Below are 22,752 nucleotides of genomic sequence, written 5' to 3'. Positions count from 1 at the left end.
GCGAGCGCGCTGGTTGCGCTTCAATTGGGAAGACGCCGAATCCCGCAAGCTCCTGCCGGAGAGACTGCCTTGATGATCCGTCATTTGATGGTTCCAATCACTGCCGCCATGGTCACGATGGGTGCCGCTTGTGCCTATGCGCAGGGTTTCCCGGCGCCGTTGCCCGGTCAGGCCCCAACCAGTTCCGCGTTCCCGCCCGTGAATGGCTCCGCGCCCGTCGCCTCCGTCGGCGGCGCGCCGCAATCGTCCTTCCCCGTGAACGGCGCTGCGCCCGTCGGTGGCGGCACCGGCGCTTTCAGCGCGGCTCCGCCGACACAAGGTGGTCCCGCCGAGGATTGCATGAAGGCGTTCATGCCTCTGCGTGAGGAAGCCGAAAAGCGCGGCAAGCTGATCAAGGTCGCAAGCGACCGTCACGCGCCGCCGGACGAGGCCTGCAAGCTGATCCGCAACTTCAGCCAGGCCGAATCCAAGATGGTCAAATACATCGAGGCCAACGCCGCCAAATGCGGGATCCCGCCGCAGGTCGGCGGGCAGATGAAGGATGGCCACAAGAACACTGAGGCCATGCAGGCGAAGGTCTGCAACGTCGCGCAGCAGATGCAGAACCAGCCGCGCGGTCCGGCCGGCCCGTCATTGAGCGAAGTGCTGGGCTCGTCGGCCTCGGCGCCCGAGGCCAATGCCGGCAAGAAGGGCGGCAGCACCTTCGACACACTCAACGGCAACGTCCTCACCCGATGAACGATACATCCGCCCGCGTTGCCGATTCCACCGGCAACTGGGTCGATACGCGCGCGCCGCAATGGGCGCGGCCTTATCTGCGCTTGTCCCGCTTCGATCGTCCGATCGGCTCCTGGCTTCTGTTGATGCCGTGCTGGTGGTCGGCGGCGCTCGCCGCCGGCATGGCGCATGACGTCGGCCGCCTGCCGCTCACCATCGTCCTGTTCTTCGTCGGCGCCTTCGTGATGCGGGGCGCCGGCTGTACCTGGAACGACATTACCGACCGCGATCTCGACGACAAGGTCGAGCGCACCCGCTCGCGGCCGCTGCCGTCGGGCCAGGTGAGCGCGAAACAGGCGCTGGCCTTCATGGTCGCGCAGGCGCTGATCGGGCTCGTGGTGTTGCTGCAGTTCAACCGCTTCGCGATCCTGACCGGCGTTGCCTCGCTGCTGATCGTCGCGATCTACCCGTTCATGAAGCGCATCACCTGGTGGCCGCAGACCGTGCTCGGGCTCGCCTTCTCCTGGGGCGCCCTGATGGGATTTGCCGTCACCTTCGGACGCATCGACGTCACCGCGCTCGTGCTCTATGCCGGCGCGATTTCCCTGGGTGATCGGCTACGACACGATCTACGCGCACCAGGACGCCGAGGACGATGCGCTGATCGGCATCAAGTCCACCGCGCGTCTGTTCGGCGCCCATACGCACCAGGCGCTGATCTTGTTCTACGGCCTTGCGGTGATGCTGATCGGCGTGGCACTGGCGTCAGGCGATGCGCGCTGGCCGGCGTGGCTCGGACTGATGGCCTTCGCCATGCATCTGTCGTGGCAGATCGCGCGGCTGGATATCAGCGACGGCGAACTCTGCAAGCGCCTGTTCTATTCGAACCGCGACGCGGGACTTCTGCTGTTTGCGGGTTTGCTGGCCGACGCGGTGATGCGGGCGGCTTAAGTCCGCGCGATAATCTCGCGCTCATCGCGATGCACCGACAACTCCCGTGCGACACCGGTGCGCCGGCGCATCAAGAATTTCGGACGGCGGTCGCGGATCGCGTTGGCGCGGCGACGGCGCGGTGACGGCTTGCGTGCGCCTTCGTCGAGCTGCGGAAGCGCGAACAGCTCGCTCCAGATCGCCCATGCTTCGCTGAGCTCGTCGCCATCGGCGCTGACCAGCAGCGGAACGGAGAGCGAGGGATCGCGGTGCACGAGGACGAGGGACTGCGCCTCGTCATTGCCGCGTAGCGCGACGCCGGTGAAGTCGCTGACGCGGACGTTGATTGCCATCCGCATGCCGCGGACGGCACGGCGCAGCACGACGCGTTCGCGATGAAGCTCGATCTGCCGGACATATCCGTCGGCGCGCGGATCATGCGCATCGAAGCGGACCGGAAGGGAAAGGGGGTCGAGCCGCAGGGAGCGGCTCGACCCGGCGGGAGCGGTCCCGCTTGTTGCTGTTTGACGCCTCACGGCTTTAGTTCTCCCCGCCAGGATTATGTTCCCGGTCGATGTGAGGACCTTAGCGCGGGCGTTTCCGAAACCGCTTAAAAAGGCTGGTTAATCCAACCTCACCGCCGAGCATGATTGACAAGACCTTGGCGCGCATGATTGACGAGACGTTGCGCCAACTGTGCGAATCTGAACTTTCGGCGGGCTGAAAATGCTTGAAGTCCGCGCTATCAGGGCACATCTGTGGGTTCCGGTCCCGAACCCCACCCCAACAGGATTTCGTTTGTGAACCCTTCACCAAGCTCGACGCTTTCGCCCAAGGATTCGTCCACATCCGGCCGCGACCTGTTTGACCAGTCTGCGCTCTCCGATCTCGCGCAGCGGCTGGTGGAGGCTGCCAAACGCGCCGGCGCAGATGCGGCCGATGCGGTCGCGGTACGTGGCGTCTCGCAAGGCGTCGAGGTGCGCGACGGCCGCGTCGAGGAATCCGAGCGGTCCGAGGGCGACGATGTCGGCCTGCGCGTGCTGGTCGGCCGGCGCCAGGCGGTGGTCTCGACCAACGACGCCAGCGGCGATGCCGTGACCACGCTTGCCGAACGCGCCGTTGCGATGGCGCGCGTTGCGCCAGACGATAAATATGTCGGTCTTGCCGATCCCGCGCTGCTCGCGCGCGACTTCCCCGATCTCGATCTGCTCGACCCCGACGTACCCGCAACCTCGGAGCTGGAGCGCCGCGCGCTCGAAGCCGAAGCCGCGGCGCTCAGCGTGAAGGGCGTGGCCAAATCCGGCGGCGCCTCGGCCTCCGCCGGCATGGGCGGCATGGTGCTCGTCACCAGCACCGGCTTCCACGGCTCTTATCTGCGTTCCAGCCAGGGCATCTCCGCCACCGCCATCGTCGGCGAAGGCACCGGCATGGAGCGCGACTACGATTTCACCTCGGCGCCGCATGGTGCGGACCTCTTGTCACCGGAGATCATCGGCCGTTCCGCGGGCGAGCGCACCGTGGCCCGCGCCAATCCGCGCAAGGTCGAGACCTGCAAGGTGCCTGTGGTGTTCGATCCGCGCGTCTCGGGCTCGCTGGTCGGTCACGTCGTCGGTGCCATCAATGGCGCTTCGATCGCGCGCAAGACCAGCTTTCTGAAGGACAAGCTCGGCCAGCAGCTGTTCGCCAGGAACATCCGCATCATCGACGACCCCCTGCGCAAACGCGGCCTGCGCTCGCAGACGTTTGACGCCGAAGGCGTTGCGGTGAAGAAGATCGCGCTGATCGACGAAGGCGTGCTGACGACTTGGCTGCTCGACTGCGCCACCGCGCGCGAGCTCGGCCTCACCACCACCGGCCACGCCCATCGCGGCGTGTCCTCCTCGCCGTCACCCGGGCCGTACAATCTGCATCTCGAACCCGGCACGCCGACGCCGGCCGAGCTGATCGCCGATATCAAGCAGGGCTTCTACGTCACCGATTTGATCGGCTCGGGCGTCAACGGCGTCACCGGCGATTACAGCCGCGGCGCCTCCGGCTTCTGGATCGAGAACGGCGAGCTCACCTATGCCGTTAGCGAGGTGACGATCGCCGGCCATCTGTTCGAGATCTTCAAGTCGATGCAGCCGGCGAACAATCTCGAGTTCCGCTACGGCGTCAATGCGCCGACGGTGCGCATCGAAAGTTTGACGCTTGGCGGACGCTGACGCGAACTCAACAAGCGAAACCGTCCTGACGCGCGACGCCGCGCTGCTGAGAGACACGGTGCGAGAGGCGGGCGCACTCGCGCGGTCGATGTTCCGCACCGAGCTGAAGAAGTGGACCAAGGGCGCGTCCTCGCCGGTCTCGGAGGCCGACATTGCCGTCAACGATCTCCTGGAAGCGCGCCTGCGCGCAGCGACGCCCGACTATGGCTGGCTGTCGGAGGAGAGCGCCGACGACGAGGTGCGGCTGTCGCGGCGGCTGACCTGGATCGTCGATCCCATCGACGGCACCCGCAACTACCTCAACGGCCATGACGAATGGTGCGTCAGCGTCGCGCTGGTCGAGGATGCCTTGCCGGTGCTGGGTGCGGTGTTCGCGCCGACCAGCGACGAGTTCTTCTTCGCGGCGCGCGGGCAGGGCACGACGCTCAACGGCAAGGCCGTGCGGGCGACGTCCGGATCCGATCTCGACTTCTCGCGTGTCGCGGGCCCGAAGCCCTTGGTCGAGCGCCTGAAGCCGTCACTGGGCGAGATCAAGCTGCATCCGCGAATCGGTTCGCTCGCGCTGCGGCTCTGCCGGGTCGCCCATGGCGCGCTGGATGCGGCTTTTGCGGGCGGCAACAGTCATGATTGGGACCTTGCGGCGGCCGATTTGATCGTGCAGGAAGCGGATGGTAGGATGAGCGACCTCTTCGGAGATCCCATCCTCTATAACCGCCGGGAAGTCACGCACGGGGTGCTGGTGGCAGCGGGTCGCGATCGTCATGCGAACATTGTCGCGCATTTTCGAAACCGCCCCTTGCCGTGAAGCGCTTTCTCGTGCTTGTCGAACACTGCTTTGCCGGGCAGCCCGTTAGGAACAGAACCGATGCCAGATAGTGCCCCGCAACAACTGCTCCACCTCGTCGTCGGCGGCGAGCTCGTCGATCTCGAGCACAACACCTTCAAGAACCTCGACGAGGTCGAGGTCGTCGGCCTCTATCCGAACTATGCGACGGCCCACGCCGCCTGGCGGGCCAAGGCGCAGAGCACGGTCGACAACGCGCAGATGCGCTATTTCATCGTCCATCTCCATCGGCTGCTCGACCCGAATCAAGAACCGGCGCGTTGAAAAAGCTGCTTCGCAATGCGCTACGGAGCAGCTTCGTTCAGCGTGCCGTGGGAATCCTGGCGGCCGAATATCTGCGTCTGGTCTGGCGGACCAACACATTCACGTTCGATCCGCCTGACGTCTATGACCGCGTCGAGCCGCAGATCCCGGCGATCTTCGCGTTCTGGCACGGCCAGCATTTCCTCACCCCCTTCATCAAGAACAAGGACTGGTACAAGGCCAGGGTCCTGATCTCCCGTCACCGCGACGGCGAGTTCAACGCGATCGCCGCCGAGCGGCTCGGCATCGGCACCATCCGCGGGTCCGGCGATCATGGCGGCGCGTTTCACCGCAAGGGTGGGGTCGGCGCCTTCAAGGAAATGGTGCGGACGCTCCAGGACGGTTGTAATGTCGCGCTGACCGCCGATGTCCCCAAACGCTCGCGCGTGGCCGGGCTCGGCATCATCATGCTCGCACGGGAATCGGGGCGGCCGATCATGCCTTTTGCGATGGCGACCAGCCGCTTCGTCCGGCTCGAGAACTGGGACCGCACCACCATCAACCTGCCGTTCGGGCGGGGCGCATTGGTCGGCATCAAGGAAATCCACGTTCCGCCGGATGCGGACGCCGCCACCATGGAAGCGCTGCGGCTCGAGCTGGAAGAGACCTTGAACGAGGCGACCCGGCGCGCCTATGCGCAACTCGGCCGCCCGGGACCTGCAGATGCCTAAATCGCTGCCCGGCTCGCTGCCGATGACGCTGCGGATGTATCGGCGGCTGGCTCGCGGCCTGGTGCCGCTCGCGCCTGCGCTGATCAAGCGGCGCCTGAAACAGGGCAAGGAAGATCCCGCGCGCGTCGGCGAGCGGCGGGGCCTGTCCCGGGACGTGCGGCCGCACGGCCCGCTGGTCTGGATTCACGGCGCCAGCGTCGGCGAGGTCCTGGCCGCTGCCGCGCTGATCGAGCGCTTGCGCGATCTCAATTTGCGCATTCTGCTCACCTCCGGCACCGTCACCTCGGCCGCGGTGGTGGCAAAACGCTTTCCGCCGGACGTCATCCATCAATACGTGCCGTATGATTCCCCGCGTTATGTCGCGCGCTTCCTCGACCATTGGAAGCCGTCGCTGGCGCTGTTCATCGAATCCGATTTGTGGCCGAACCTGATCCTGGCGGGCGCTGCGCGACGCGTGCCGATGGTGCTGATCAACGGGCGGATGTCGCCGCGTTCCTTCCCGCGCTGGCGCCGCATGCACGGCACCATCTCGGCGCTGCTGTCGCGGTTCGACATTTGTCTGGCGCAGTCCAAGACCGATGCCGAGCGCTTTTCGACGCTCGGCGGCCGCGACGTGCTCACCACGGGCAATCTCAAGCTCGACGTTCCCGCGCCGCCGGCCGATCTCGCCAAGCTCGAACGGCTGATGGCGATGACGCGCGGGCGTCCGATCATCGTCGCCGCCTCGACCCATCCGGGCGAGGAGGAGATGCTGGTGGCGGCCCATCGCAGCCTCGCCGGTTTCTTCCCGCAGCTTTTGACCGTGATCGTGCCGCGCCATCCGGATCGCGGCTCCTCGATCGCGGGCCTGATCACGGCGTCTGGCCTGAAGCCGGCCCTGCGCTCGCGCGACGAGCTGCCGACTGCGACTACCGACGTTTATGTCGCCGACACCATGGGCGAACTCGGTCTGTTCTACCGCCTCTCGCCGATCGTGTTCATGGGCGGATCGCTGATCCGTCATGGCGGCCAGAATCCGATCGAGGCGATCAAGCTCGGCGCGGCCATCGTCCACGGTCCGCACGTCTTCAATTTCGCCGATGTCTACGAGGCGCTCGACCGCAGCGGCGGCGCGCGCCAGGCCGAGACGCAGGAATTGCTGATCAAGCAACTCGGGCAGTTGCTCGCCGATCCCACCGTGCGCGACAAGATGCATCGGTCGGGCGCCGGCGTAGTCGAGGATCTCGGCGGCGCGCTCAACCGCACCATGACCGCGCTCGAGCCCTATCTGTTGCAGTTGCGGATCGAGATGGGAGCCGCCAATGCGTGAGCCGGCCTTCTGGTACCGGCCACGTTCCCTCGAGTCGCGCGTATTATCGCCGCTGGGCGTGCTCTACGGCGCGATCACCGAACGGCGGATGCTGCGCGAGGGCGTGGACGCCGGCATCCCCGTAATCTGCGTCGGCAACTACCATGTCGGCGGCGCCGGCAAGACGCCGACCGTGCTGGCGCTGACGAAGCTCTTGCGCGAGCTCGGCGAGACGCCGGTAGTGCTCAGCCGCGGCTATGGCGGACGCCTGACGGGCCCGGTGATGGTCGACCGGATGCGTCACACCGCTTCCGACATCGGCGACGAGCCGCTGATGATGGCGCGCGACGTCCCTGTTGCAGTCGCGCGCGATCGCCTTGACGGCGTCGTGCTGGCGAAGTCGCAAGGCGCCACCGTGATCCTGATGGACGACGGTTTCCAGAACCCGCGTGTTTTGAAGGACACCTCGCTGATCGTGATCGACAGCGAACGCGGCCTCGGCAACGGCAAGGTATTTCCGGCCGGGCCCCTGCGCGCACCGCTGAAGGCGCAGCTCGCGCGCACCGATGCGCTGGTGCTGATCGGCGGTGGCCGCGCCGCCAACGATGTCGCGGCCGAGCTGGCCAAGCGCAACAAGCCGGAGCTGCGCGCGCGGCTGAAGCCGGATGCCGGGTCGGTCGCAAGACTGTTGGGCAAGCCGGTGTTTGCGTTCGCCGGCATCGGCGATCCCGAACGATTCTTCCGCACGTTACGCGCTGGCGGTATCGAGGTCGCGCGCACGCGCGCCTTCGCCGATCATCACATGTTTTCAAACGATGAGATCGCAGCCCTCGCCGCGGAGGCACAGCGCGAGCAGCAAATCCTGGTGACGACGGAAAAGGATCTCGCACGCCTGCACGGCCGCGAAAGCGTGCCCGACGGCATCGTGCCTTTCGCCGTCCAGCTCGAGTTCGATGATCCGGCCGCGCTCCGGCAGCTGATCAGCAATCATCTCTACAAGGCGCGCGAGCGGCGGTTCGGCAGACGATGATTTTGTAGGGTGGGCAAAGCGACTCCGCCACAGCCCAAAGAGCGAAGGCGAAGACGCGCCCCGTATCCATGCCGCCCCGAACGAGCGGAAGCAAAGTAACTCGGAGAAAGATCAGATTGCACGTCGCTCTCGCCTTGGTGGATTGTGGACGCCACGGTGTGATGGAAAAACAGATCACTCGGCGTGATGCGACAACTGACAGGGGCGACATGTCGCGGCTGATGAATTCTCTTCCGCACGTTCGGGAGTTGATGTAGCCTCGCATGAGAGCCGTCACCGGGACGTGCCGAACTCCCGGAAATTATCGACGGCGTTTATGCCCACGGCGGGCAGTACCTTCATCTTTTCAGATGCAGCGGCCGTAACGACCGGTTCGGAACGGCAGGGAAAGTCATTGCCAAAAACCCAGAGGAGGACATGCCATGCATTTTTGCCTCACCGGACAATACACACCACGCGCTCTCAATGCCATTTTGGAGAATCCCACGACCGATCGCCAGGAGGCGGCAAGAAAACTCGTCGAAGCGGCCGGCGGAAAGCTGATTTCGATGTTCAGCGTTGCGGCCGACGGCCCAGGCGTTTTGGTAATTTTCGATGTGCCTGATCCGAGTGCGGCTCCGGCCATTTCCGGCCTGACTGTCACGGCGGGTACCCTGCAGAACGTGAAGCTGACGCGGCTGTTCACGCAGGACGAGATCAAGCAGGTCCGCCAGAACGCGGCGAAGCTGCGTTCTTCGTATACCCCGCCCGGAAGCTGACATCCGGATCTAAAGCGAAGCCGCCGCAGTCGAACGAAGCGGCGGCAACGCTCACCTCACAGCAAGAATCATGTCTGCAAACCGATGCGAGGCGAAGGTCTTGCAGCGTCCATTGGCGGACCATGCTGTACGGCGCGTGCTGCGTCCGGCGCCATAGGTCCGACCGAACGTGCTTGCCAGCGCCTCGGTACGGCCTGCGATCGCGGTTCAGCTGTCAATCATGCTCACCACGCCCCAACGGCCATCAATCCGATAATGGTCAGGCACGAGACGCAGGCCACCATGACGGTATAGTACTCGGCTGTATTCATTGCTGCCTCCCAAACTGTTGCCAATTGCTTGGTCACTGCTATGCGGGAGAGATCGCCGGTCTCGGGGCCGCTTCAATTCGGCGCGCCGCGACCGGTCTTGCGTTGTGCGTCCGTCCTCTCATCGTCACCCTGATCCGGATGATGATGCGCTTCGAGAGCTTCAGAGCGTTCAGCTGCGATCAGAAGCTGTTTCCGCATTTCAGCGAGGCGGGCGCGGCAATATTCACGATAGAGCAGGTCTAGTATGGTGGGCATGATCAGCCCCCGTCGTTTGACTTTCGATTTACAGATATTCCAGCGCGATTTTCGAGGTGATCGTAGCCCGTCAGATGGCTCTTCGTTATGAGCCCGTTCACAGACTGCGCCAATTCCAAAGCTCAATGGCCGTTTGGTTGACTTGATTGTCTGTGCGATAAAAGAGCAGGGCTAGTTACCTAAGGTCTCACTATAGCAGCGCTCTGTTTCACCAAGACTTCGTCAAACAACCTGAGAATGCCGACCGCAACAAAGAATCCAACCACAACGCGAAATAACTAACCACGGAGTGCAAGCACTATTCGATGCAACGCGGATTGGCACGACGGAGATCATTTGCTGTGAGACGCGCACTTCAGGCGCGCGCGAACACCGTCGCGACGCCGATGCGGACCATTCTCATACCTCGCGATAAGCTGCACCTGTCGTGGTACGCCGGCAGGGCAGCTGCGCTTTGCCCATCCGACAGCAGCCTGCCATTCAGGCGCCATTCATCGCAAGCTCCTATCGTTTTCAGACGTTCAGGAGAATTCGATGAAGTTGTCGTCCGCCGCCGTCGCCGCCGGCCTTGTGTGTCTGATCATTGTGCCCGTCTTTGCACAAACCGCGCCGCCGGCCGCTCAAACCACCACTGTTCCGGTTCCCGCGACCAAGCGCGTGACGTGCCTCAGCTCGACGCAAAATATGAACGGGCAGGACAAGCGCGACCAGATGCAGCTCTGCATGGCGCAGGCGCGGGTCGATTGCCTGAAGCAGGCGATCGATCAGAAGGTCGTCGGCGAGATCAGGAAGAGCTTCATCAAGACTTGCGTGGGCGCGGATGGCACGGAGCAGCACTAGAAGCGCGCCCGCGGCCTTACGATTGCGGCTTCGGCGCGCCGGGGTAATGTCGCTCGAGCACGGCGGCGGGCGTGGCGTAGGCTTCCTGCAGGTCCACGCTCCAGTACTTCAACTCGTCGAGCGGAATGCGCGTGTCGGTGATGGCGCAGCGCACGAAGGTCCCCGGCGAGATCACACGGAAGTCGCCGTCGAGATACTGCACCTGCGCTTCGCCATGGCCCGAGGGGCCGAACTTGTTCAGCACGGTCGAAAGTCTCCGTGGAAGGCCGCTCCGTGGAAGACCCTGGAGGGCACGATGTGTCGGACGGGATGTAGCATAAATAGGGTGGCTTGTCCGCCCCGGTAAACCCACCGGTTTGTGATGTTTTGGCGCCGTTTCCGCGTGATAGTGCTTGAGCGAAGGATCCAACGGCAGAGTCCGATGCGCCTTCCGTTAACCGCCCTGTTCCTGACGTTCCTGATATCGGCCGCGCAAGCGTCGCCGGCCCCGCAGCAGGTCGAGATTCCGCTGGCGTCGGGCGTGCTGCATGCGCAGCTCTACAAGCCTGAGGGCACGGGGCCGTTTCCGGCCGTGATCGCGCTCCACGGCTGCGGCGGGCTCGGCGGCCATTCCGATTCCGTGCTGTCGCGCTATCGCGACTGGGCCGAGCGTCTGCTCAAGTCCGGCAACGCCGTGCTGCTCCCTGACAGCTACGGCTCGCGCGAGCTCGGGCCGCAATGTCGCGTCAAGGAGATGCACGTCAAGGCGCGGCGTGAGCGCGTTGCCGACATCGCGGCTTCGCGCGCCTGGCTGATGAAGCAAAGCTGGGTGGTGCGCGACCGCGTCAGCCTGATGGGTTGGGCGAATGGCGCCAGCGCGCTGCTCTGGGCCGTGCGTCCGCAGGGTGCTGCGCGCGACGCTGGTCCCGATTTCCGCGCCGCGATCGCGTTCTATCCGGACTGCAGGATTTCCGCAGGTTTGGGGTGGAGCACGCGGGTGCCGACTTTGGTGCTGATCGGCGCCAATGACGACGTGTCGTCGCCGCCGGCCTGCCGCCAGATGGTCGAGGGCGCGCATGGGCGCAGCGCGCTCGCACGCATCGTGGTCTATCCCGGCGCCTATCACGATTTCGACCGCGCCAACACGCCGCTGCACGCAGCTGCCGGCAGCACCGACGCCGCCGCACCCGAGCACGGTCATCTCGGCACCGATGCGGTAGCGCGCGCGGAGTCGCAAAACGAGGTCGCGGAGTGGCTGGCGCGGTAGTGCGAAGCGGGGCCGCCCGAAGGAACAACAGCGGACAGCCCCGCATCGACCACCGCCCTGCACGGCAATTGATGGCCGACTGTAACTCTACGGATCGCGCACGGATGCGGTTTCAACATTTGACGACGCCATCATTCGACCACGATGTCGATTAAACGCATCTTCCATGCGCAACCACTTCGTCCTGTTCTCCTCCGCACTGATTGTCTTCACCGTCGCGGTCTTCCTGTTCGAAGCCCATGCCGGCGCGCCGCAACTCGCGCCGGAACATTGCGGCTTCTGGACCACGATCGACGCGGGATTGTCCTGCCGGTAGGTAGGCACTCCGTCATTGCGAGCGGAGCGAAGCAATCCAGAGTCTTTCCGGTGAGGGATTCTGGATTGCTTCGCTCCGCTCGCAATGACGGGGATGGGGCTGCATTTGCACGCACACTCGCTGTCATCGCCCGGCTTGACCGGGCGATCCAGTACTCCGAGACGTCAGTGGCTCATCGAGAGGCTGCGGCGTACTGGATTCCCCGCCTGCGCGGGGAATGACACTGAGGGCGGAGCAGCGCCGCGCTGCTAGAACAAATTACCCTGATCCACCGGCTTGCCCATGCGCTTCGGTGCGGGTTTGGTGTCCTGCGCGGCGGGCTTCGACTGCGTTGGCGCACGCTTCGCTGCGGGAGCAGGCCGATCCGCATCCGCCGTCGCTGCCACACGGCCATCCGCAAACTCGATCTCCATCCGCGCATTCGGCCCGACGCTGTCGGCCGAGTGCAGGGGATGGCCGGCTTCATCGCGCACCAGCGCAAAGCCGCGCGCGAGCACGCCGCGATAGGACAAAGCGGAGAGCAGCTTGCCGCTGTTCTCGACGCGGGCATCCAGCCGCTGCAACAACGTGACCAGCGCGCGGCCCGCGCGCTCGGCAAGTCGATGCGTGCGCTCGCGCTGACGCGCAATCGCGTTGCGTTGCGCCTGCGCGTTGGAGATCTTTGAGGCGCGCAAGCGCACCTCCAGCCCGGCAAAGCGGTCGCGCCGCCGCCGCAGCAGCGAGCGGGTGGAGAGACCAAGCCGCTCGCCGCACACCGTGAGGCGATGATCGGCCTGCGCGATCTGGCCATGCAGCACCCGCAATGTCAGCTTGGCGCCGGCCGCGGTGAACCTGCGGAAATGCGCGTGCGTGTTGGCCTTGAGGCAGCGGGGCAGGGACGCACCTGCCGAATCCAGCCGCTGCCGCGGGATCGCCAACAGGTCGCCGGCCGCCGGCAGGGCGCGCGCGGCGGCACGCAGTTCGCTGCGGCGGCTCTCATGGGCGCGCTGCCAATAGGCGCGGGTGCGTCGCCCGAGATCGGCGACCTCGACAAAGAGATCGCTGCGCACCGGCACCGCCATCTCGGCCGCCGCCGTCGGCGTCGGCGCGCGCTTGTCGGCGACGAAATCGATCAGCGTGATGTCGGTCTCGTGGCCAACCGCCGAGATCAGAGGGATCATGCTCTCGGCCGCGGCGCGGACCACGATCTCCTCGTTGAACGACCACAAATCCTCCAGCGAGCCGCCGCCGCGCGCGACGATCAGCACGTCGGGCCGCGGAATCTTGCCGCCCTCCGGCAGCGCGTTGAAGCCGCGGATCGCGGCCGCGACCTGCTCGGCCGAGCCTTCGCCCTGCACCTTGACTGGCCACACCAGCACGTGGCGGGGAAAGCGGTCCTCCAGCCGGTGCAGGATGTCGCGGATGACGGCGCCGGTCGGCGAGGTCACGACTCCGATCACCTCCGGCAGCCAGGGCAGCAGCTGTTTTCGCGCTTCGTCGAACAGGCCTTCGGCGGCGAGCTTCCTCTTGCGCTCCTCCATCAGCGCCATCAGGGCGCCGATGCCGGCCGGCTCCAGCGCCTCGATCACGATCTGGTATTTCGAAGAGCCCGGATAGGTGGTCAGCTTGCCCGGTGGCGATGACCTCGAGCCCCTCCTGGGGCTTGAAGCGCATCCGCCCGTGCACGCCCTTCCAGATCACCGCCTCGATCTTGGCGCTCTCGTCCTTGAGCGCGAAATAGCAATGGCCGGAGGAATGAGCTCCGCGGAAGCCGGAGATCTCGCCGCGGACCCGGACATGGCCATAGGTGTCCTCGACCGTCCGTTTCAGGGACTGCGAGAGCTCGGAAACGGTGAATTCGGGGGTGTTGAGCAGAGGCTCTGCAGGCGGCATCGGCAAACGATTCGGCGTTTTGGGATCGGACCCGACGTTAAGGATTTTCGCCGCGTCGCGCCAATCTGGGGATTGATTGAGAGAGTACTCTGTATTATAGAGTTCTCTATATTTAATCAGTTTGAGGGAGTAGATCATGGCAATCCGACTGCTACGCGGCGTTTTGAACGGACTGAAATGGGCCGTCTGTGCGGTCGGCGGTGTCGCGCTGATCCTGACCGCGATGATCGCAACGCCCGCTGGAGCGGCCGCCGGAGATGCGATCGGTCTCGGACTCCGCCAAGGGCATCGATTGGTCCACGCTGCCGGCCCTGGAGCGTTTTCAGGCCCGCGACGGCACCTGGATCGGTTTCCGCCACTACGTTGCCAGCGGCGCCGCGACGGGCCGTGGCGCGATCTTCATCCACGGCTCCTCCGGCTCCAGCGGCACCATCAATCATGCCCTGACCCATGCGATCGCCTCGCGCGGGGTGGAGACCTGGGCGCTCGACATTCGCGGCCATGGCGGCTCCGGCTCGCGCGGCGACATCGGCTATGTCGGCCAGCTCGAAGACGACCTCGTCGACTTCGTCGCTCAAATCCGCAAGACCGCGCCGGATCTCCCGCTCACCCTGATCGGCCATTCCGCCGGTGCCGGCTTCTCGCTGCGCGTCGCCGCGACGCCGATCATGCAGGACATGTTCGTGCGCACGGTGCTGCTCGCACCCTATCTCGGCTACGACGCACCGACCAACAAGCCGCATTCCGGCGGCTGGGCCAATTTCGACCTGCCGCGTTTCTTGGGGCTCGCCGCGCTCCGCAAGCTCGGCATCGACTGCTGTTCGCAGCTTCCGGTGCTCGCTCTCGCCGTGCCGGCGAGTTCGGCAAGGTATCTCGTCTTCACCTATTCCGACCGCCTGACGCGCAATTTCGCGACGCGCGGCTATCGCATCGATCTCCCGGCGACGACCCATCCGATCACGGTCTTTGGCGGCGCCGAGGACGAGATGATGATCTCGGACAAATACGCGGAGACCGTGCAGGCCATCAAACCGTCGGTCGACGTCAAGATCATCGACGGCATCAACCACATGGGAATCGTCACCAACCCGAAGGCGATTTCGGTCATCGCCGAGGATTTGGCAACGCGCGGGGCGGGGCAGTCGTGATGCGCCCCGTTGACGGCAAGGCAATCGTAGATGGGAGCGGTTTCCCCGTGGCCATCCTTCGAGACGCCCGCCTGCGTCGGGCCCTCAGGATGAGGGCGGAGTTTGCGGCAGCCGCTTTGACGGGTCCTGGTGCAGCTGAGCCTCATCCTGAGGAGACCGCTGGAAGCGGTCGTCTCGAAGCCTCATCCTGAGGAGACCGCGTAGCGGTCGTCTCGAAGGACGAGGCGCGCGCTCAGGTGTCACCGAGCGTCATACGAGATAGCCCAGGGACAGAAAGGGACGACATGATCGACAGCAAGGAGGCGTCCGCAGCGCTGGCCGATATCGACGACATCGTCCAGCGCGTGAAGCAATCGCAGCTCTACGAGCTGGCGGGCCTCGCAGTCGTCTGGTGGGGCATATTGGTGTTCGCGGGCAATCTCGTGACCTGGCTTTGGCCGATCTATGCGATCTACGCCTGGGTTGCCGTGGATGTTGTCGGCGTCGTCGGTCTGGTTGCACTCCGCCTAGTCAATCCGCCGCGGCACTCCCATGGTCGCGGCTTCGAGATCAGACTGCTTCTGCTGTTCGTGCTGTTCTTTGCCTTCGGTTATCTCTGCACCAGCGTGATCGGTCATTTCGGTCCGCGCCAGCTGGGTACGTTCTGGCCGCTTTACTTCATGCTGTTCTACATGATGGCGGGACTCTGGTTCGGCTATGCCTTCATTGCGATCGGTCTTGGAATTGCCGCGCTGACGCTGATCGGATTCTTCTGGATCGGCGAGGCGTTCCCGCTCTGGATGGCGTTCGTCAACGGCGGTGGCCTGATCCTCGGCGGGCTCTGGATGCGGCGGATCTGATGGCCGAGCTCGACGAAATCATTCACCAGCCGCTGCGGCTGAAGATCATGGCGGCCCTGAACGCGCTGCCAGCCGCCGCAGGATTGGAGTTTTCCCGGCTGAAGAAGCTCACCGGCGCGACCGACGGCAATCTCGGTGCCCATATCGAGACGCTGGCCAAGGCGGGCTACGTTTCGGTGGACAAGGCGTTCGTCGGCAAGAAGCCGCAGACGACGGTGACCGCGACCGCGGCCGGACGCGGCGCGTTTGCGCGGCATGTGGCGACTCTGCAGGAGATCATTGCGGGGAAGCAGGTTTAGGCCCCGTCATTCCGGCGTGGAGCGACGTTTGCTGCAGATCGCGGTGCAGATTGCTGTGCCCTCGCCCCTTGTGGGAGAGGGCATCTCCGCTGGTAGACACGGGCACACTCGGGTGAGGGGTCTGTCTCCGCAAATATTTGTGCGTGGGGATGGAAACCCCTCATCCGGCGCTTCGCGCGAGAAAAACCCTCTCGATACCAGCGCTCACCATGACGCCGTTTTACTCCAGTGGGGGAAGTCGCCAAGCATTGGGTCTAGGTTGCGGACCAGCGCATTCCCAATGCGCAAGCCGCAAGCCCGCTACTAGTCTGGACGGCCGCGGACGGAAGAGAAAAAACCGCTGATCAGACCAACCACTTGAACGATCATCCACTTTCCGCAGCGATGGTCTACCAAAGTCTCTTCCCGTCATGTTGTCGCGCTATCGCGCGGGGTTTTGACAGCGCACTCAGATACTTATCGGCATAGTAGTTTTCGGTCGCCTACATCAGCGGTTTTTTTGCAAGAGCGCTGATGACATTGCCTCCTGCTTAAGGTCTTACAATCGCTCGGGATCTTTCTTGAGCGCCGAATAATCTTGGCACAACGTGCCGACGCTGACCCAATGGCGACATCGGTTCGGATCGTCTGGCGCGCTGCTCACGGAAGTGCTTCACGCGTCATGGCCAGAACCTATAGCCGTAGAATTCGAAGATCTGCCTTTGCTTGGTGTCCAGCTTCGCTTTCCACGTGGGCGTTGGCTGAAGAGCCACGCCATAGCCCATGGATGACCCGCTCTCCGTTGCCATGATCGGCTCCAGCAGTCTTGCAAATTCGTTATTCCACTTCGTTGGCGGAAGCGTATCCACAGCTTGATAGAAAGCGCTCGTTACAACATCCGCAAGCTGCGCGCCCGGACTTGCTGAGTGCGATACTGGTTGGGCAAGCCGCCAATCCAAAACTTCCCACATAATTCGTCGCTTCGTAAGGACGAGAGCCCCGGCTCTTGCCTGCATCTTCAGAAGCTCATGATAGGCTGCTGTTTGAGCATAAGAATGAATACTGCGTTCGCTGTACAGGATCTTCACGAAACGATCCTTTGCCTGCTCTTTGGCTGCATGGTGGTAGCAGAAGTCAGTTACCCGTTCCAAAAGTAGGCGCAGACAATAGTTGTAGAACCATTGCTGGGCTCCAGCGCGCTCGGCTCGCTCATTTCGGTGACCCCGCATGTTCTTCTTGTTCGACGCAAGAACAAAGCCACGCAAAGGGAGCTGAGCGATCTCGCCCAAAGCAATCCGTTTCTGAGAGGCGGACAAGTGCCTGTAGTGAAGGTCGGCGCGGTTGCTCCCAGCCTTTGACAAGATCGCTCGAACCCAGTTGTTCACTTCGGGCTCGTACTTAACTTTGATTAGCACCGCGCCAAGGCAAAGCCATTCCGTCGCGCCCACATCGTCAATCGGGCGTACTTTCTTCAGTCCGGCGTCGCCCGCCTCGTCAATGTAAGCGACGTAGTAAGGCTCTGGGATTTGAGTCGCCATAGCGCGCAACTATGGCGTGCTCGGAAATGCTAGATCAATCCGTGTGGACCCGGTGGAGCGCTGTTATAAATAGGTGAGCCGTGGAAAGCCCTTAGGGACACCATAGGGACGCCCAACGATGTAAGTCATTGAAGTATCAGAAAGTATATGAGCAGCCTTATCCCACAAGGGGAGATGGACAGCAGGAGCACGCGCGCCCCGGAATGACGGGGAGTTCGGGGCAACACCCCTTGAGACCCGCCGTGATTCGTGCGACCTCGCGTCCAGCAGACCTCTCCTTTTCGAGCCCTCGATGCACATTCTCTTGCTCGGTTCCGGCGGCCGCGAACATGCCCTGGCGTGGAAGATCGCAGCCTCTCCCCTGGTGACCAAATTCTGGTGCGCGCCGGGCAATGCCGGGATTGCGCGCGAGGCGGAATGCGTGGCGCTCGACGTCGCCGACCATGCCGCCGTGATCGACTTCTGCAAAAAGAATGCGGTCGAGCTCGTGGTGGTCGGCCCGGAGACGCCGCTGGCGGCCGGGATCGTCGATGACCTCACCGCCGCTGGCATCAAGGCATTCGGCCCGAACAAGATCCCCGCCCAGCTCGAAAGCTCGAAGGGCTTTACCAAGGCGCTCTGTACCGAATTCGGCATTCCGACCGGCGCCTACCAGCGCTTCACCAACGCGGCCGATGCGCGTGCTTACGTCCAGAGCCAGGGCGCGCCGATCGTGGTCAAGGCCGACGGCCTTGCCGCCGGCAAGGGCGTCGTCGTCGCCAAGACCGTGCGCGAGGCCGAGGACGCCATCGCCATGATGTTCGAGGGCGCGTTTGGCGATGCCGGCGCTGAGGTCGTGATCGAGGAATTTCTGCCGGGCCGCGAGATCAGCTTCTTCGCGCTGTGCGACGGCGAGACCGCCATTCCGCTGGCGTCCGCGCAGGACCACAAGCGCGTGTTCGACCATGATCTCGGCCCGAACACCGGCGGCATGGGCGCCTATTCGCCGACGCCGCTGGTGACGCCGGCGATCCATGACGCGATCATGGCCAAGATCATCCTGCCGACGGTCGCCGGCATGAAGCAGCGCGGCACGCCGTTCCGCGGCATCCTCTACGCCGGGATCATGCTGACGACGCAGGGCCCAAAGCTGTTCGAGTTCAACGTCCGCTTCGGCGATCCCGAGTGCCAGGTGCTGATGCTGCGGATGATGTCGGACATCGTGCCGGCGTTCCTGGCGTCATGCGACGGGCAGCTGAAGCATTTCGATCTGCGCTGGCATCCGGATTCCGCGCTCACGGTGGTGATGGCGGCGAAGGGATATCCCGGCGACTATCAGAAAGGCACGCGCATCGAGGGGCTCGATGACGCCGCGAAGGTCGAGACCGCCGAGATCTTCCACGCCGGGACGGTCGAGAAGGACGGCGCCATCCTCGCCAATGGCGGCCGCGTGCTCAATGTCTGCGCGCTCGGCAAGACCGTGACGGAAGCGCAAGCCCGCGCCTATCAGGCGGTCGACCGCATCAACTGGCCGGAAGGCTTCTGCCGCCGTGACATCGGCTGGCAGGCGGTGGAAGCAGAGAAGGCCAAGGGCTGACAGCGGTTTTTCGCACGCGCGCGCAATTTCCGGCCGCGCCCGTCGGCACTCCAAAATTGTGCAGGCAGGTGTTGAACTTAGCTACTGTGCATGGGGTTGTTTTCGAGATTTTTGTTTTGGGGCCCCCAAGTCTTGGGCACTTCAAGACCGAGCAGATCCAGCGCTGACCAGATAAGGATGCACAAGATGTCCGATCTCGCCGACCTCTACCCCGGCTTTGCCTCCGAATGGATCAACACCTCCTTCGGCCGCATCTTCGCCCGCATCGGCGGCAAGGGACCGCCGCTGTTGCTGCTGCACGGCTTCTCCGAGACCAACGTGATGTGGCACCGCGTCGCGCCGCAGCTTAGCGACCAGTTCACGCTGATCATCGCCGATCTGCCCGGCTATGGCTGGTCCGACATGCCCGAGAGCGATGCGCTGCACATGCCCTACAGCAAGCGCGCGATGGCCAAGGCCATGGTCGAGGCGATGGAGAGCCTTGGCCACGTGCACTTCGCGCTCGCCGGCCATGATCGCGGCGGCCGCGTCTCCTATCGCCTTGCGCTCGATCATCCCGGCCGGCTGTCGCGCCTCGCCGTGCTCGATATCCTGCCGACCTATAATTACTGGGAGCGGATGAACCGCGCCTATGCGCTGAAGGTCTACCACTGGACTTTTCTGGCGCAGCCCGCACCGTTGCCGGAAACGCTGATTTCGAGCAATGGCGAGTTCTTTCTGCGCTTCAAGATGGCGAGCCAGACCAGGTCGAAGACGCTCGACGCCATCGACGAGCGCGCGCTCGAACACTACATCGCCCCGTTCCGCGATCCCGCCCGCGTGCATGCGATGTGCGAGGATTATCGCGCCGGCGCCTATTTCGATTACGATCTCGACAAGGCGGATTTCGACGCCGGCAACAAGATCACCATTCCGATGCTGGCGCTGTGGGGCAACGCCGGCATCGCCCAGGCCGCGGCCACCCCGCTCGACATCTGGAAGCAATGGGCGACGAACGTCGTGGGCATGCCGGTGGATTCGGGACACTTTCTCACCGAGGAGAACCCCGACGTCACCGCCAAGGCGCTGCGCGAGTTCTTTGCGGCGCCTTAGCGCCGTTCCCGGAAGAAGTCCTTGAGCAGCCGCGCCGACTCGCTTTCGCCGACCCCGGAATAGACATCCGGGACGTGATGGCAGGTCGGCGAGGTGAAGAACCTCACGCCGGACTCGACCGCGCCGCCCTTGGGATCGGCGGCGCCGTAATAGAGCCGCCTCACCCTTGCAAAGGAGATCGCGCCCGCACACATGGTGCAGGGCTCCAGCGTCACGTAGAGGTCGCAGTCGACCAGGCGCTCGCTGCCGATCTTTTTGGCGGCTTCGCGGAGCGCAATGATCTCGGCATGAGCCGTAGGGTCGTAGTCGGTCAGGGTCCGGTTCGCCGCGGTGGCGATGACCTCGAAGTTGCGGACCACGACGCATCCGATCGGAACTTCGCCCGACTTTCCGGCGTTTTCGGCCGTTCTGAGCGCCAAATCCATGAAAGAGGGGGCTTTCAAGCCTCGTATCATCCCGAGAAACCTGCTAGTAGCTGCGCCTTCAGCAGAAGTGCTTACCGAATTTGCCTGAGCATGCGGCTCGAAACGAGCGCGCACAATGCTTTCTGGCCACCCCCTGAGTGAGATTATTCATGCCTCGCGACAGCGACAAAGACAATGATTCCCGCGGCCGGCGCGACCGTGGCCCGGCCAAGGGCGGCCGTTCCGGCAAGGCTCGGGGCCCCGAGAAGAAGTTCGCCAAGCGGGGATTTGAGGGCAAGGGCGACAGCCGCCCGCCCCGCGGCGACAGTGACAGCCGACCGGTCCGCCGCCGCGAAGACGGTGACGCGCCGCGCCGCGATTTCAGCGACCGCCCGAGGTTCAAGCGCGAAGACTGGCCGCGCGGCGAGGATCGGGGCGAGCGCAGCTTCAAGCCGCGTGGCGACCGTCCCTTCAAGCCGCGTGAAGACCGTCCGTTTTCCGATCGTCCGTCGCGCGACGGCGAGAAGCGCTCGTTCAAGCCCCGTGGCGACCGCCCATTTTCTGATCGCCCCTCGCGCGATGGCGAGAAGCGGCCGTTCAAGCCGCGCGGTGATCGCCCGTCCTATGGGCGTGATGACCGTCCGCCGCGCAGGGATCGCGACGATTCCCGTCCGGCCGGCCGGACCGGTGACACGAAATTTGGCGACAAGCGACCTTACGCGCCGCGCGGCGATCGTCCGGAGCGCAAGTTCGACGGCGAGCGGAAGTTTTCGCGCGGCGCACCGGACCGTGGCGAGCGCAGCGATTCAAAGCCTTGGCAGAAGCGCGATGCGGCTCCCCGCGGGGACCGGCCGCCGCGCAAGGACTTCAGCAAGGGCCCGCGCAAGGATTTTGGCGGCAGCGACCGTGGTCAGGACAAGCCCTGGCAGAAGCGCGACGATCGGCAAGGCGGCGGCGACGACCGTCCGCGCTTCTCGCGTTCGCGCGACGATCGTCCATCGGGTGATCGTCCGTTCCGTGAGCGGCCCAAATTCGATCGCCCGCGCGATGACCGTCCAAAATTCGACCGGCCCCGCCGTGACAGCGACGGCGAGCGTGGGGGGCGCGGCGGCGATCGCCCGAAATTCGATCGTCCGCGCGAGCGCTCCGACTGGCACGAGCATCCGCGCAGCGACAGTGATCGTCCGCGCCGCGAAAACGAGGACGACAGCAGGATCTTCGAGAAACGTCCGGCCTTCGGCGGTCGCGGCGCCTATCGCGGCCGTGATCGGGACTTCGAAGGCCGCCCGCGCCGGGACGAAGCACCGAAGCCCAAGAAGGCCGGCGAGCGTATCGCCAAGGTGCTGTCGCGTGCGGGCCTCGCCTCGCGCCGCGATGCCGAGGAGATGGTCACGCAGGGCCGCGTCGCCGTCAACGGCCGTGTCATCAATTCGCCGGCGCTCGACATCACCTCGAACGATGTCGTCACCATCGACGGCAAGCCGATGCCGGAGCGCGAGCGCACGCGGCTGTTCCTCTATCACAAGCCGCGCGGGCTGATGACGACGCATGACGACCCCGAGGGGCGTCCGACCGTGTTCGACAATTTGCCCGAAGGCCTGCCGCGGCTGATTTCGATCGGCCGGCTCGACTTCAACACCGAGGGCCTGCTGCTGCTCACCAATGATGGTGGGCTCGCGCGCACGCTCGAGCTGCCGGACACCGGCTGGCTGCGCCGCTATCGCGTCCGCGCCCATGGCGACGTCACGCAGGCGCAGCTCGATGAGCTGAAGAACGGCATTGAGGTTGAGGGCGTCAAATACGGTCCGATCGACGCCACGCTGGAGCGTGACCAGGGCGCCAATGTCTGGCTGGTTTTCGCGATCCGCGAGGGCAAGAACCGCGAAGTGCGCAATGTCTGCGCCCATCTCGGGCTCGAGGTGAACCGGCTGATCCGGGTGTCCTACGGACCGTTCCAGCTCGGCGAGGTCCCCGAAGGCCAGGTCGAGGAGATCAAGTCGCGCGTGCTGCGCGACCAGCTCGGCGACAAGATCATCGACAAGTCGGGTGCCCAGTTCGACGTGCCGCAGAAATCTGCCGCGCCTGAGGGAGACGACGCGCCGCGCGAGAAGAAGCCTGCCGCCAAGCGCGGCGTGATCAACGACCGCAAGGGCCGCCGCGTGCTGGTGCAACGCACCGGCAGCGAGGAGGCGCGCGAGCGCAATGAGTCCGAGGCCAGTGGCTACGGCCCGCCGCGCCGTCCCAAGCGCGGCTATCACGGCAAGCGCGATCTGGCGCCGAAGGAGGACTAGC

At 64.5% G+C, this 22,752-nt stretch carries 20 protein-coding genes and 3 pseudogenes; 18 read left to right on the top strand and 5 right to left on the bottom strand.

Annotated elements, in window-relative coordinates; genetic code table 11:
- Positions 1-72: 72 nt before the first annotated feature.
- Positions 73-738, top strand: a complete 666-nt coding sequence (locus ACVWYI_RS35065) for a hypothetical protein (protein ID WP_247442234.1) — start codon at positions 73-75, stop codon at positions 736-738.
- Positions 735-1,668, top strand: a pseudogene (gene ubiA / locus ACVWYI_RS35060) (4-hydroxybenzoate octaprenyltransferase). Before ACVWYI_RS35065 ends, ubiA begins: the two are co-directional and overlap by 4 nt.
- Here ubiA and ACVWYI_RS35055 read toward each other — a convergent pair.
- Positions 1,665-2,183, bottom strand: coding sequence for a DUF6101 family protein (locus ACVWYI_RS35055; protein ID WP_247343600.1), 519 nt, complete (start codon positions 2,181-2,183; stop codon positions 1,665-1,667). The pseudogene ubiA and the gene ACVWYI_RS35055 overlap by 4 nt on opposite strands.
- 264 nt (positions 2,184-2,447) lie before the next feature.
- On the opposite strand from ACVWYI_RS35055, the gene ACVWYI_RS35050 reads away from it, so the two are divergent.
- The 8 genes from ACVWYI_RS35050 to ACVWYI_RS35015 all read left to right on the top strand — a co-directional run bounded on the left by ACVWYI_RS35050 (position 2,448) and on the right by ACVWYI_RS35015 (position 10,151).
- A complete protein-coding gene (locus ACVWYI_RS35050) occupies positions 2,448-3,851 on the top strand; it encodes a TldD/PmbA family protein (protein WP_247442238.1) in 1,404 nt (467 codons plus the stop codon).
- Positions 3,838-4,656 (top strand): 3'(2'),5'-bisphosphate nucleotidase CysQ, encoded by an 819-nt coding sequence (locus tag ACVWYI_RS35045; protein WP_247343595.1) that lies wholly within the window; start codon positions 3,838-3,840, stop codon positions 4,654-4,656. Before ACVWYI_RS35050 ends, ACVWYI_RS35045 begins: the two co-directional genes overlap by 14 nt.
- Positions 4,657-4,716: 60 nt before the next feature.
- Complete coding sequence (locus ACVWYI_RS35040) at positions 4,717-4,959, top strand: DUF4170 domain-containing protein (protein ID WP_247343592.1); 243 nt, start codon at positions 4,717-4,719, stop codon at positions 4,957-4,959.
- Complete coding sequence (locus tag ACVWYI_RS35035; RefSeq protein ID WP_247343590.1) at positions 4,956-5,669, top strand: lysophospholipid acyltransferase family protein; 714 nt, start codon at positions 4,956-4,958, stop codon at positions 5,667-5,669. The genes ACVWYI_RS35040 and ACVWYI_RS35035 overlap by 4 nt, the downstream gene beginning before the upstream one ends.
- On the top strand, positions 5,632-6,978 hold the full coding sequence (locus tag ACVWYI_RS35030) for a 3-deoxy-D-manno-octulosonic acid transferase (protein ID WP_247343587.1): 1,347 nt from the start codon (positions 5,632-5,634) through the stop codon (positions 6,976-6,978). The genes ACVWYI_RS35035 and ACVWYI_RS35030 overlap by 38 nt, the downstream gene beginning before the upstream one ends.
- A complete protein-coding gene (gene lpxK, locus ACVWYI_RS35025) occupies positions 6,971-7,987 on the top strand; it encodes a tetraacyldisaccharide 4'-kinase (protein WP_247343585.1) in 1,017 nt (338 codons plus the stop codon). The genes ACVWYI_RS35030 and lpxK overlap by 8 nt, the downstream gene beginning before the upstream one ends.
- Before the next feature lie 422 nt (positions 7,988-8,409).
- Positions 8,410-8,745, top strand: a complete 336-nt coding sequence (locus ACVWYI_RS35020; protein WP_247343583.1) for a GYD domain-containing protein — start codon at positions 8,410-8,412, stop codon at positions 8,743-8,745.
- A gap of 1,100 nt (positions 8,746-9,845) precedes the next feature.
- Positions 9,846-10,151, top strand: a complete 306-nt coding sequence (locus tag ACVWYI_RS35015) for a hypothetical protein (RefSeq protein WP_247343581.1) — start codon at positions 9,846-9,848, stop codon at positions 10,149-10,151.
- Positions 10,152-10,167: 16 nt separating this feature from the next.
- On the opposite strand, the gene ACVWYI_RS35010 is transcribed toward ACVWYI_RS35015, so the two are convergent.
- Positions 10,168-10,395 (bottom strand): DUF2093 domain-containing protein, encoded by a 228-nt coding sequence (locus ACVWYI_RS35010; RefSeq protein WP_247343579.1) that lies wholly within the window; start codon positions 10,393-10,395, stop codon positions 10,168-10,170.
- A gap of 177 nt (positions 10,396-10,572) precedes the next feature.
- On the opposite strand from ACVWYI_RS35010, the gene ACVWYI_RS35005 reads away from it, so the two are divergent.
- Together ACVWYI_RS35005 and ACVWYI_RS35000 are read left to right on the top strand one after the other, a co-directional pair.
- Entirely contained in the window at positions 10,573-11,397 is an 825-nt protein-coding gene (locus ACVWYI_RS35005; RefSeq protein WP_247343576.1) for a dienelactone hydrolase family protein, read from the top strand.
- Between the two features lie 166 nt (positions 11,398-11,563).
- Positions 11,564-11,713 carry a hypothetical protein gene (locus tag ACVWYI_RS35000; RefSeq protein ID WP_247343573.1) on the top strand — a complete coding sequence of 50 codons (150 nt, stop codon included), beginning with the start codon at positions 11,564-11,566 and terminating at the stop codon, positions 11,711-11,713.
- Between the two features lie 248 nt (positions 11,714-11,961).
- Here ACVWYI_RS35000 and xseA read toward each other — a convergent pair.
- A pseudogene (xseA, locus tag ACVWYI_RS34995) lies at positions 11,962-13,585 on the bottom strand (exodeoxyribonuclease VII large subunit).
- A 136-nt stretch (positions 13,586-13,721) separates the two neighbouring features.
- Here xseA and ACVWYI_RS34990 point away from each other — a divergent pair.
- The 3 genes and pseudogenes from ACVWYI_RS34990 (at position 13,722) to ACVWYI_RS34980 (ending at position 15,871) form a co-directional block, all read left to right on the top strand.
- Positions 13,722-14,733 (top strand): annotated as a pseudogene (locus tag ACVWYI_RS34990) (alpha/beta hydrolase).
- Positions 14,734-15,017: 284 nt separating this feature from the next.
- Positions 15,018-15,572: a hypothetical protein gene (locus ACVWYI_RS34985; RefSeq protein WP_247343563.1), complete on the top strand. Its 555-nt coding sequence runs from the start codon at positions 15,018-15,020 to the stop codon at positions 15,570-15,572.
- Complete coding sequence (locus tag ACVWYI_RS34980) at positions 15,572-15,871, top strand: winged helix-turn-helix domain-containing protein (protein ID WP_247343560.1); 300 nt, start codon at positions 15,572-15,574, stop codon at positions 15,869-15,871. Before ACVWYI_RS34985 ends, ACVWYI_RS34980 begins: the two co-directional genes overlap by 1 nt.
- Positions 15,872-16,530: 659 nt before the next feature.
- Here the strand turns inward: ACVWYI_RS34980 and ACVWYI_RS34975 are convergent.
- Positions 16,531-17,388, bottom strand: coding sequence for a DUF3800 domain-containing protein (locus tag ACVWYI_RS34975; RefSeq protein ID WP_456664335.1), 858 nt, complete (start codon positions 17,386-17,388; stop codon positions 16,531-16,533).
- Between the two features lie 292 nt (positions 17,389-17,680).
- On the opposite strand from ACVWYI_RS34975, the gene purD reads away from it, so the two are divergent.
- The gene (purD, locus tag ACVWYI_RS34970) at positions 17,681-18,964 is read left to right on the top strand and encodes a phosphoribosylamine--glycine ligase (protein ID WP_456664334.1); all 1,284 of its coding nucleotides are present in this window, start codon (positions 17,681-17,683) and stop codon (positions 18,962-18,964) included.
- Positions 18,965-19,150: 186 nt separating this feature from the next.
- Positions 19,151-20,056, top strand: coding sequence for an alpha/beta fold hydrolase (locus ACVWYI_RS34965; RefSeq protein ID WP_456664333.1), 906 nt, complete (start codon positions 19,151-19,153; stop codon positions 20,054-20,056).
- On the opposite strand, the gene ACVWYI_RS34960 is transcribed toward ACVWYI_RS34965, so the two are convergent.
- Positions 20,053-20,511, bottom strand: coding sequence for a nucleoside deaminase (locus tag ACVWYI_RS34960; protein ID WP_247343546.1), 459 nt, complete (start codon positions 20,509-20,511; stop codon positions 20,053-20,055). The two genes, ACVWYI_RS34965 and ACVWYI_RS34960, sit on opposite strands and share 4 nt — an antisense overlap.
- 119 nt (positions 20,512-20,630) lie before the next feature.
- Here ACVWYI_RS34960 and ACVWYI_RS34955 point away from each other — a divergent pair, with 119 nt between their 5' ends.
- Entirely contained in the window at positions 20,631-22,751 is a 2,121-nt protein-coding gene (locus tag ACVWYI_RS34955) for a pseudouridine synthase (RefSeq protein ID WP_456664332.1), read from the top strand.
- Position 22,752: the final 1 nt, after the last annotated feature.

Source organism: Bradyrhizobium sp. LB13.1 (assembly GCF_054056815.1).
This window is presented reverse-complemented; position numbering and strand designations above follow the sequence as displayed.

What these genes read in the sequence shown, in the direction of transcription:
- ACVWYI_RS34955 (WP_456664332.1), top strand. Translation starts at nt 20,631, where the DNA reads ATGCCTCGCGACAGCGACAAAGACAATGATTCCCGCGGCCGGCGCGAC.
- ACVWYI_RS35015 (WP_247343581.1), top strand. Translation starts at nt 9,846, where the DNA reads ATGAAGTTGTCGTCCGCCGCCGTCGCCGCCGGCCTTGTGTGTCTGATC.
- ACVWYI_RS34980 (WP_247343560.1), top strand. Translation starts at nt 15,572, where the DNA reads ATGGCCGAGCTCGACGAAATCATTCACCAGCCGCTGCGGCTGAAGATC.
- ACVWYI_RS34960 (WP_247343546.1), bottom strand. Translation starts at nt 20,511, where the DNA reads ATGATACGAGGCTTGAAAGCCCCCTCTTTCATGGATTTGGCGCTCAGA.
- ACVWYI_RS35065 (WP_247442234.1), top strand. Translation starts at nt 73, where the DNA reads ATGATCCGTCATTTGATGGTTCCAATCACTGCCGCCATGGTCACGATG.
- ACVWYI_RS35000 (WP_247343573.1), top strand. Translation starts at nt 11,564, where the DNA reads ATGCGCAACCACTTCGTCCTGTTCTCCTCCGCACTGATTGTCTTCACC.
- ACVWYI_RS34985 (WP_247343563.1), top strand. Translation starts at nt 15,018, where the DNA reads ATGATCGACAGCAAGGAGGCGTCCGCAGCGCTGGCCGATATCGACGAC.
- ACVWYI_RS35020 (WP_247343583.1), top strand. Translation starts at nt 8,410, where the DNA reads ATGCATTTTTGCCTCACCGGACAATACACACCACGCGCTCTCAATGCC.
- lpxK (WP_247343585.1), top strand. Translation starts at nt 6,971, where the DNA reads ATGCGTGAGCCGGCCTTCTGGTACCGGCCACGTTCCCTCGAGTCGCGC.
- ACVWYI_RS34975 (WP_456664335.1), bottom strand. Translation starts at nt 17,388, where the DNA reads ATGGCGACTCAAATCCCAGAGCCTTACTACGTCGCTTACATTGACGAG.
- ACVWYI_RS35040 (WP_247343592.1), top strand. Translation starts at nt 4,717, where the DNA reads ATGCCAGATAGTGCCCCGCAACAACTGCTCCACCTCGTCGTCGGCGGC.
- ACVWYI_RS35005 (WP_247343576.1), top strand. Translation starts at nt 10,573, where the DNA reads ATGCGCCTTCCGTTAACCGCCCTGTTCCTGACGTTCCTGATATCGGCC.
- ACVWYI_RS35030 (WP_247343587.1), top strand. Translation starts at nt 5,632, where the DNA reads ATGCGCAACTCGGCCGCCCGGGACCTGCAGATGCCTAAATCGCTGCCC.
- purD (WP_456664334.1), top strand. Translation starts at nt 17,681, where the DNA reads ATGCACATTCTCTTGCTCGGTTCCGGCGGCCGCGAACATGCCCTGGCG.
- ACVWYI_RS34965 (WP_456664333.1), top strand. Translation starts at nt 19,151, where the DNA reads ATGTCCGATCTCGCCGACCTCTACCCCGGCTTTGCCTCCGAATGGATC.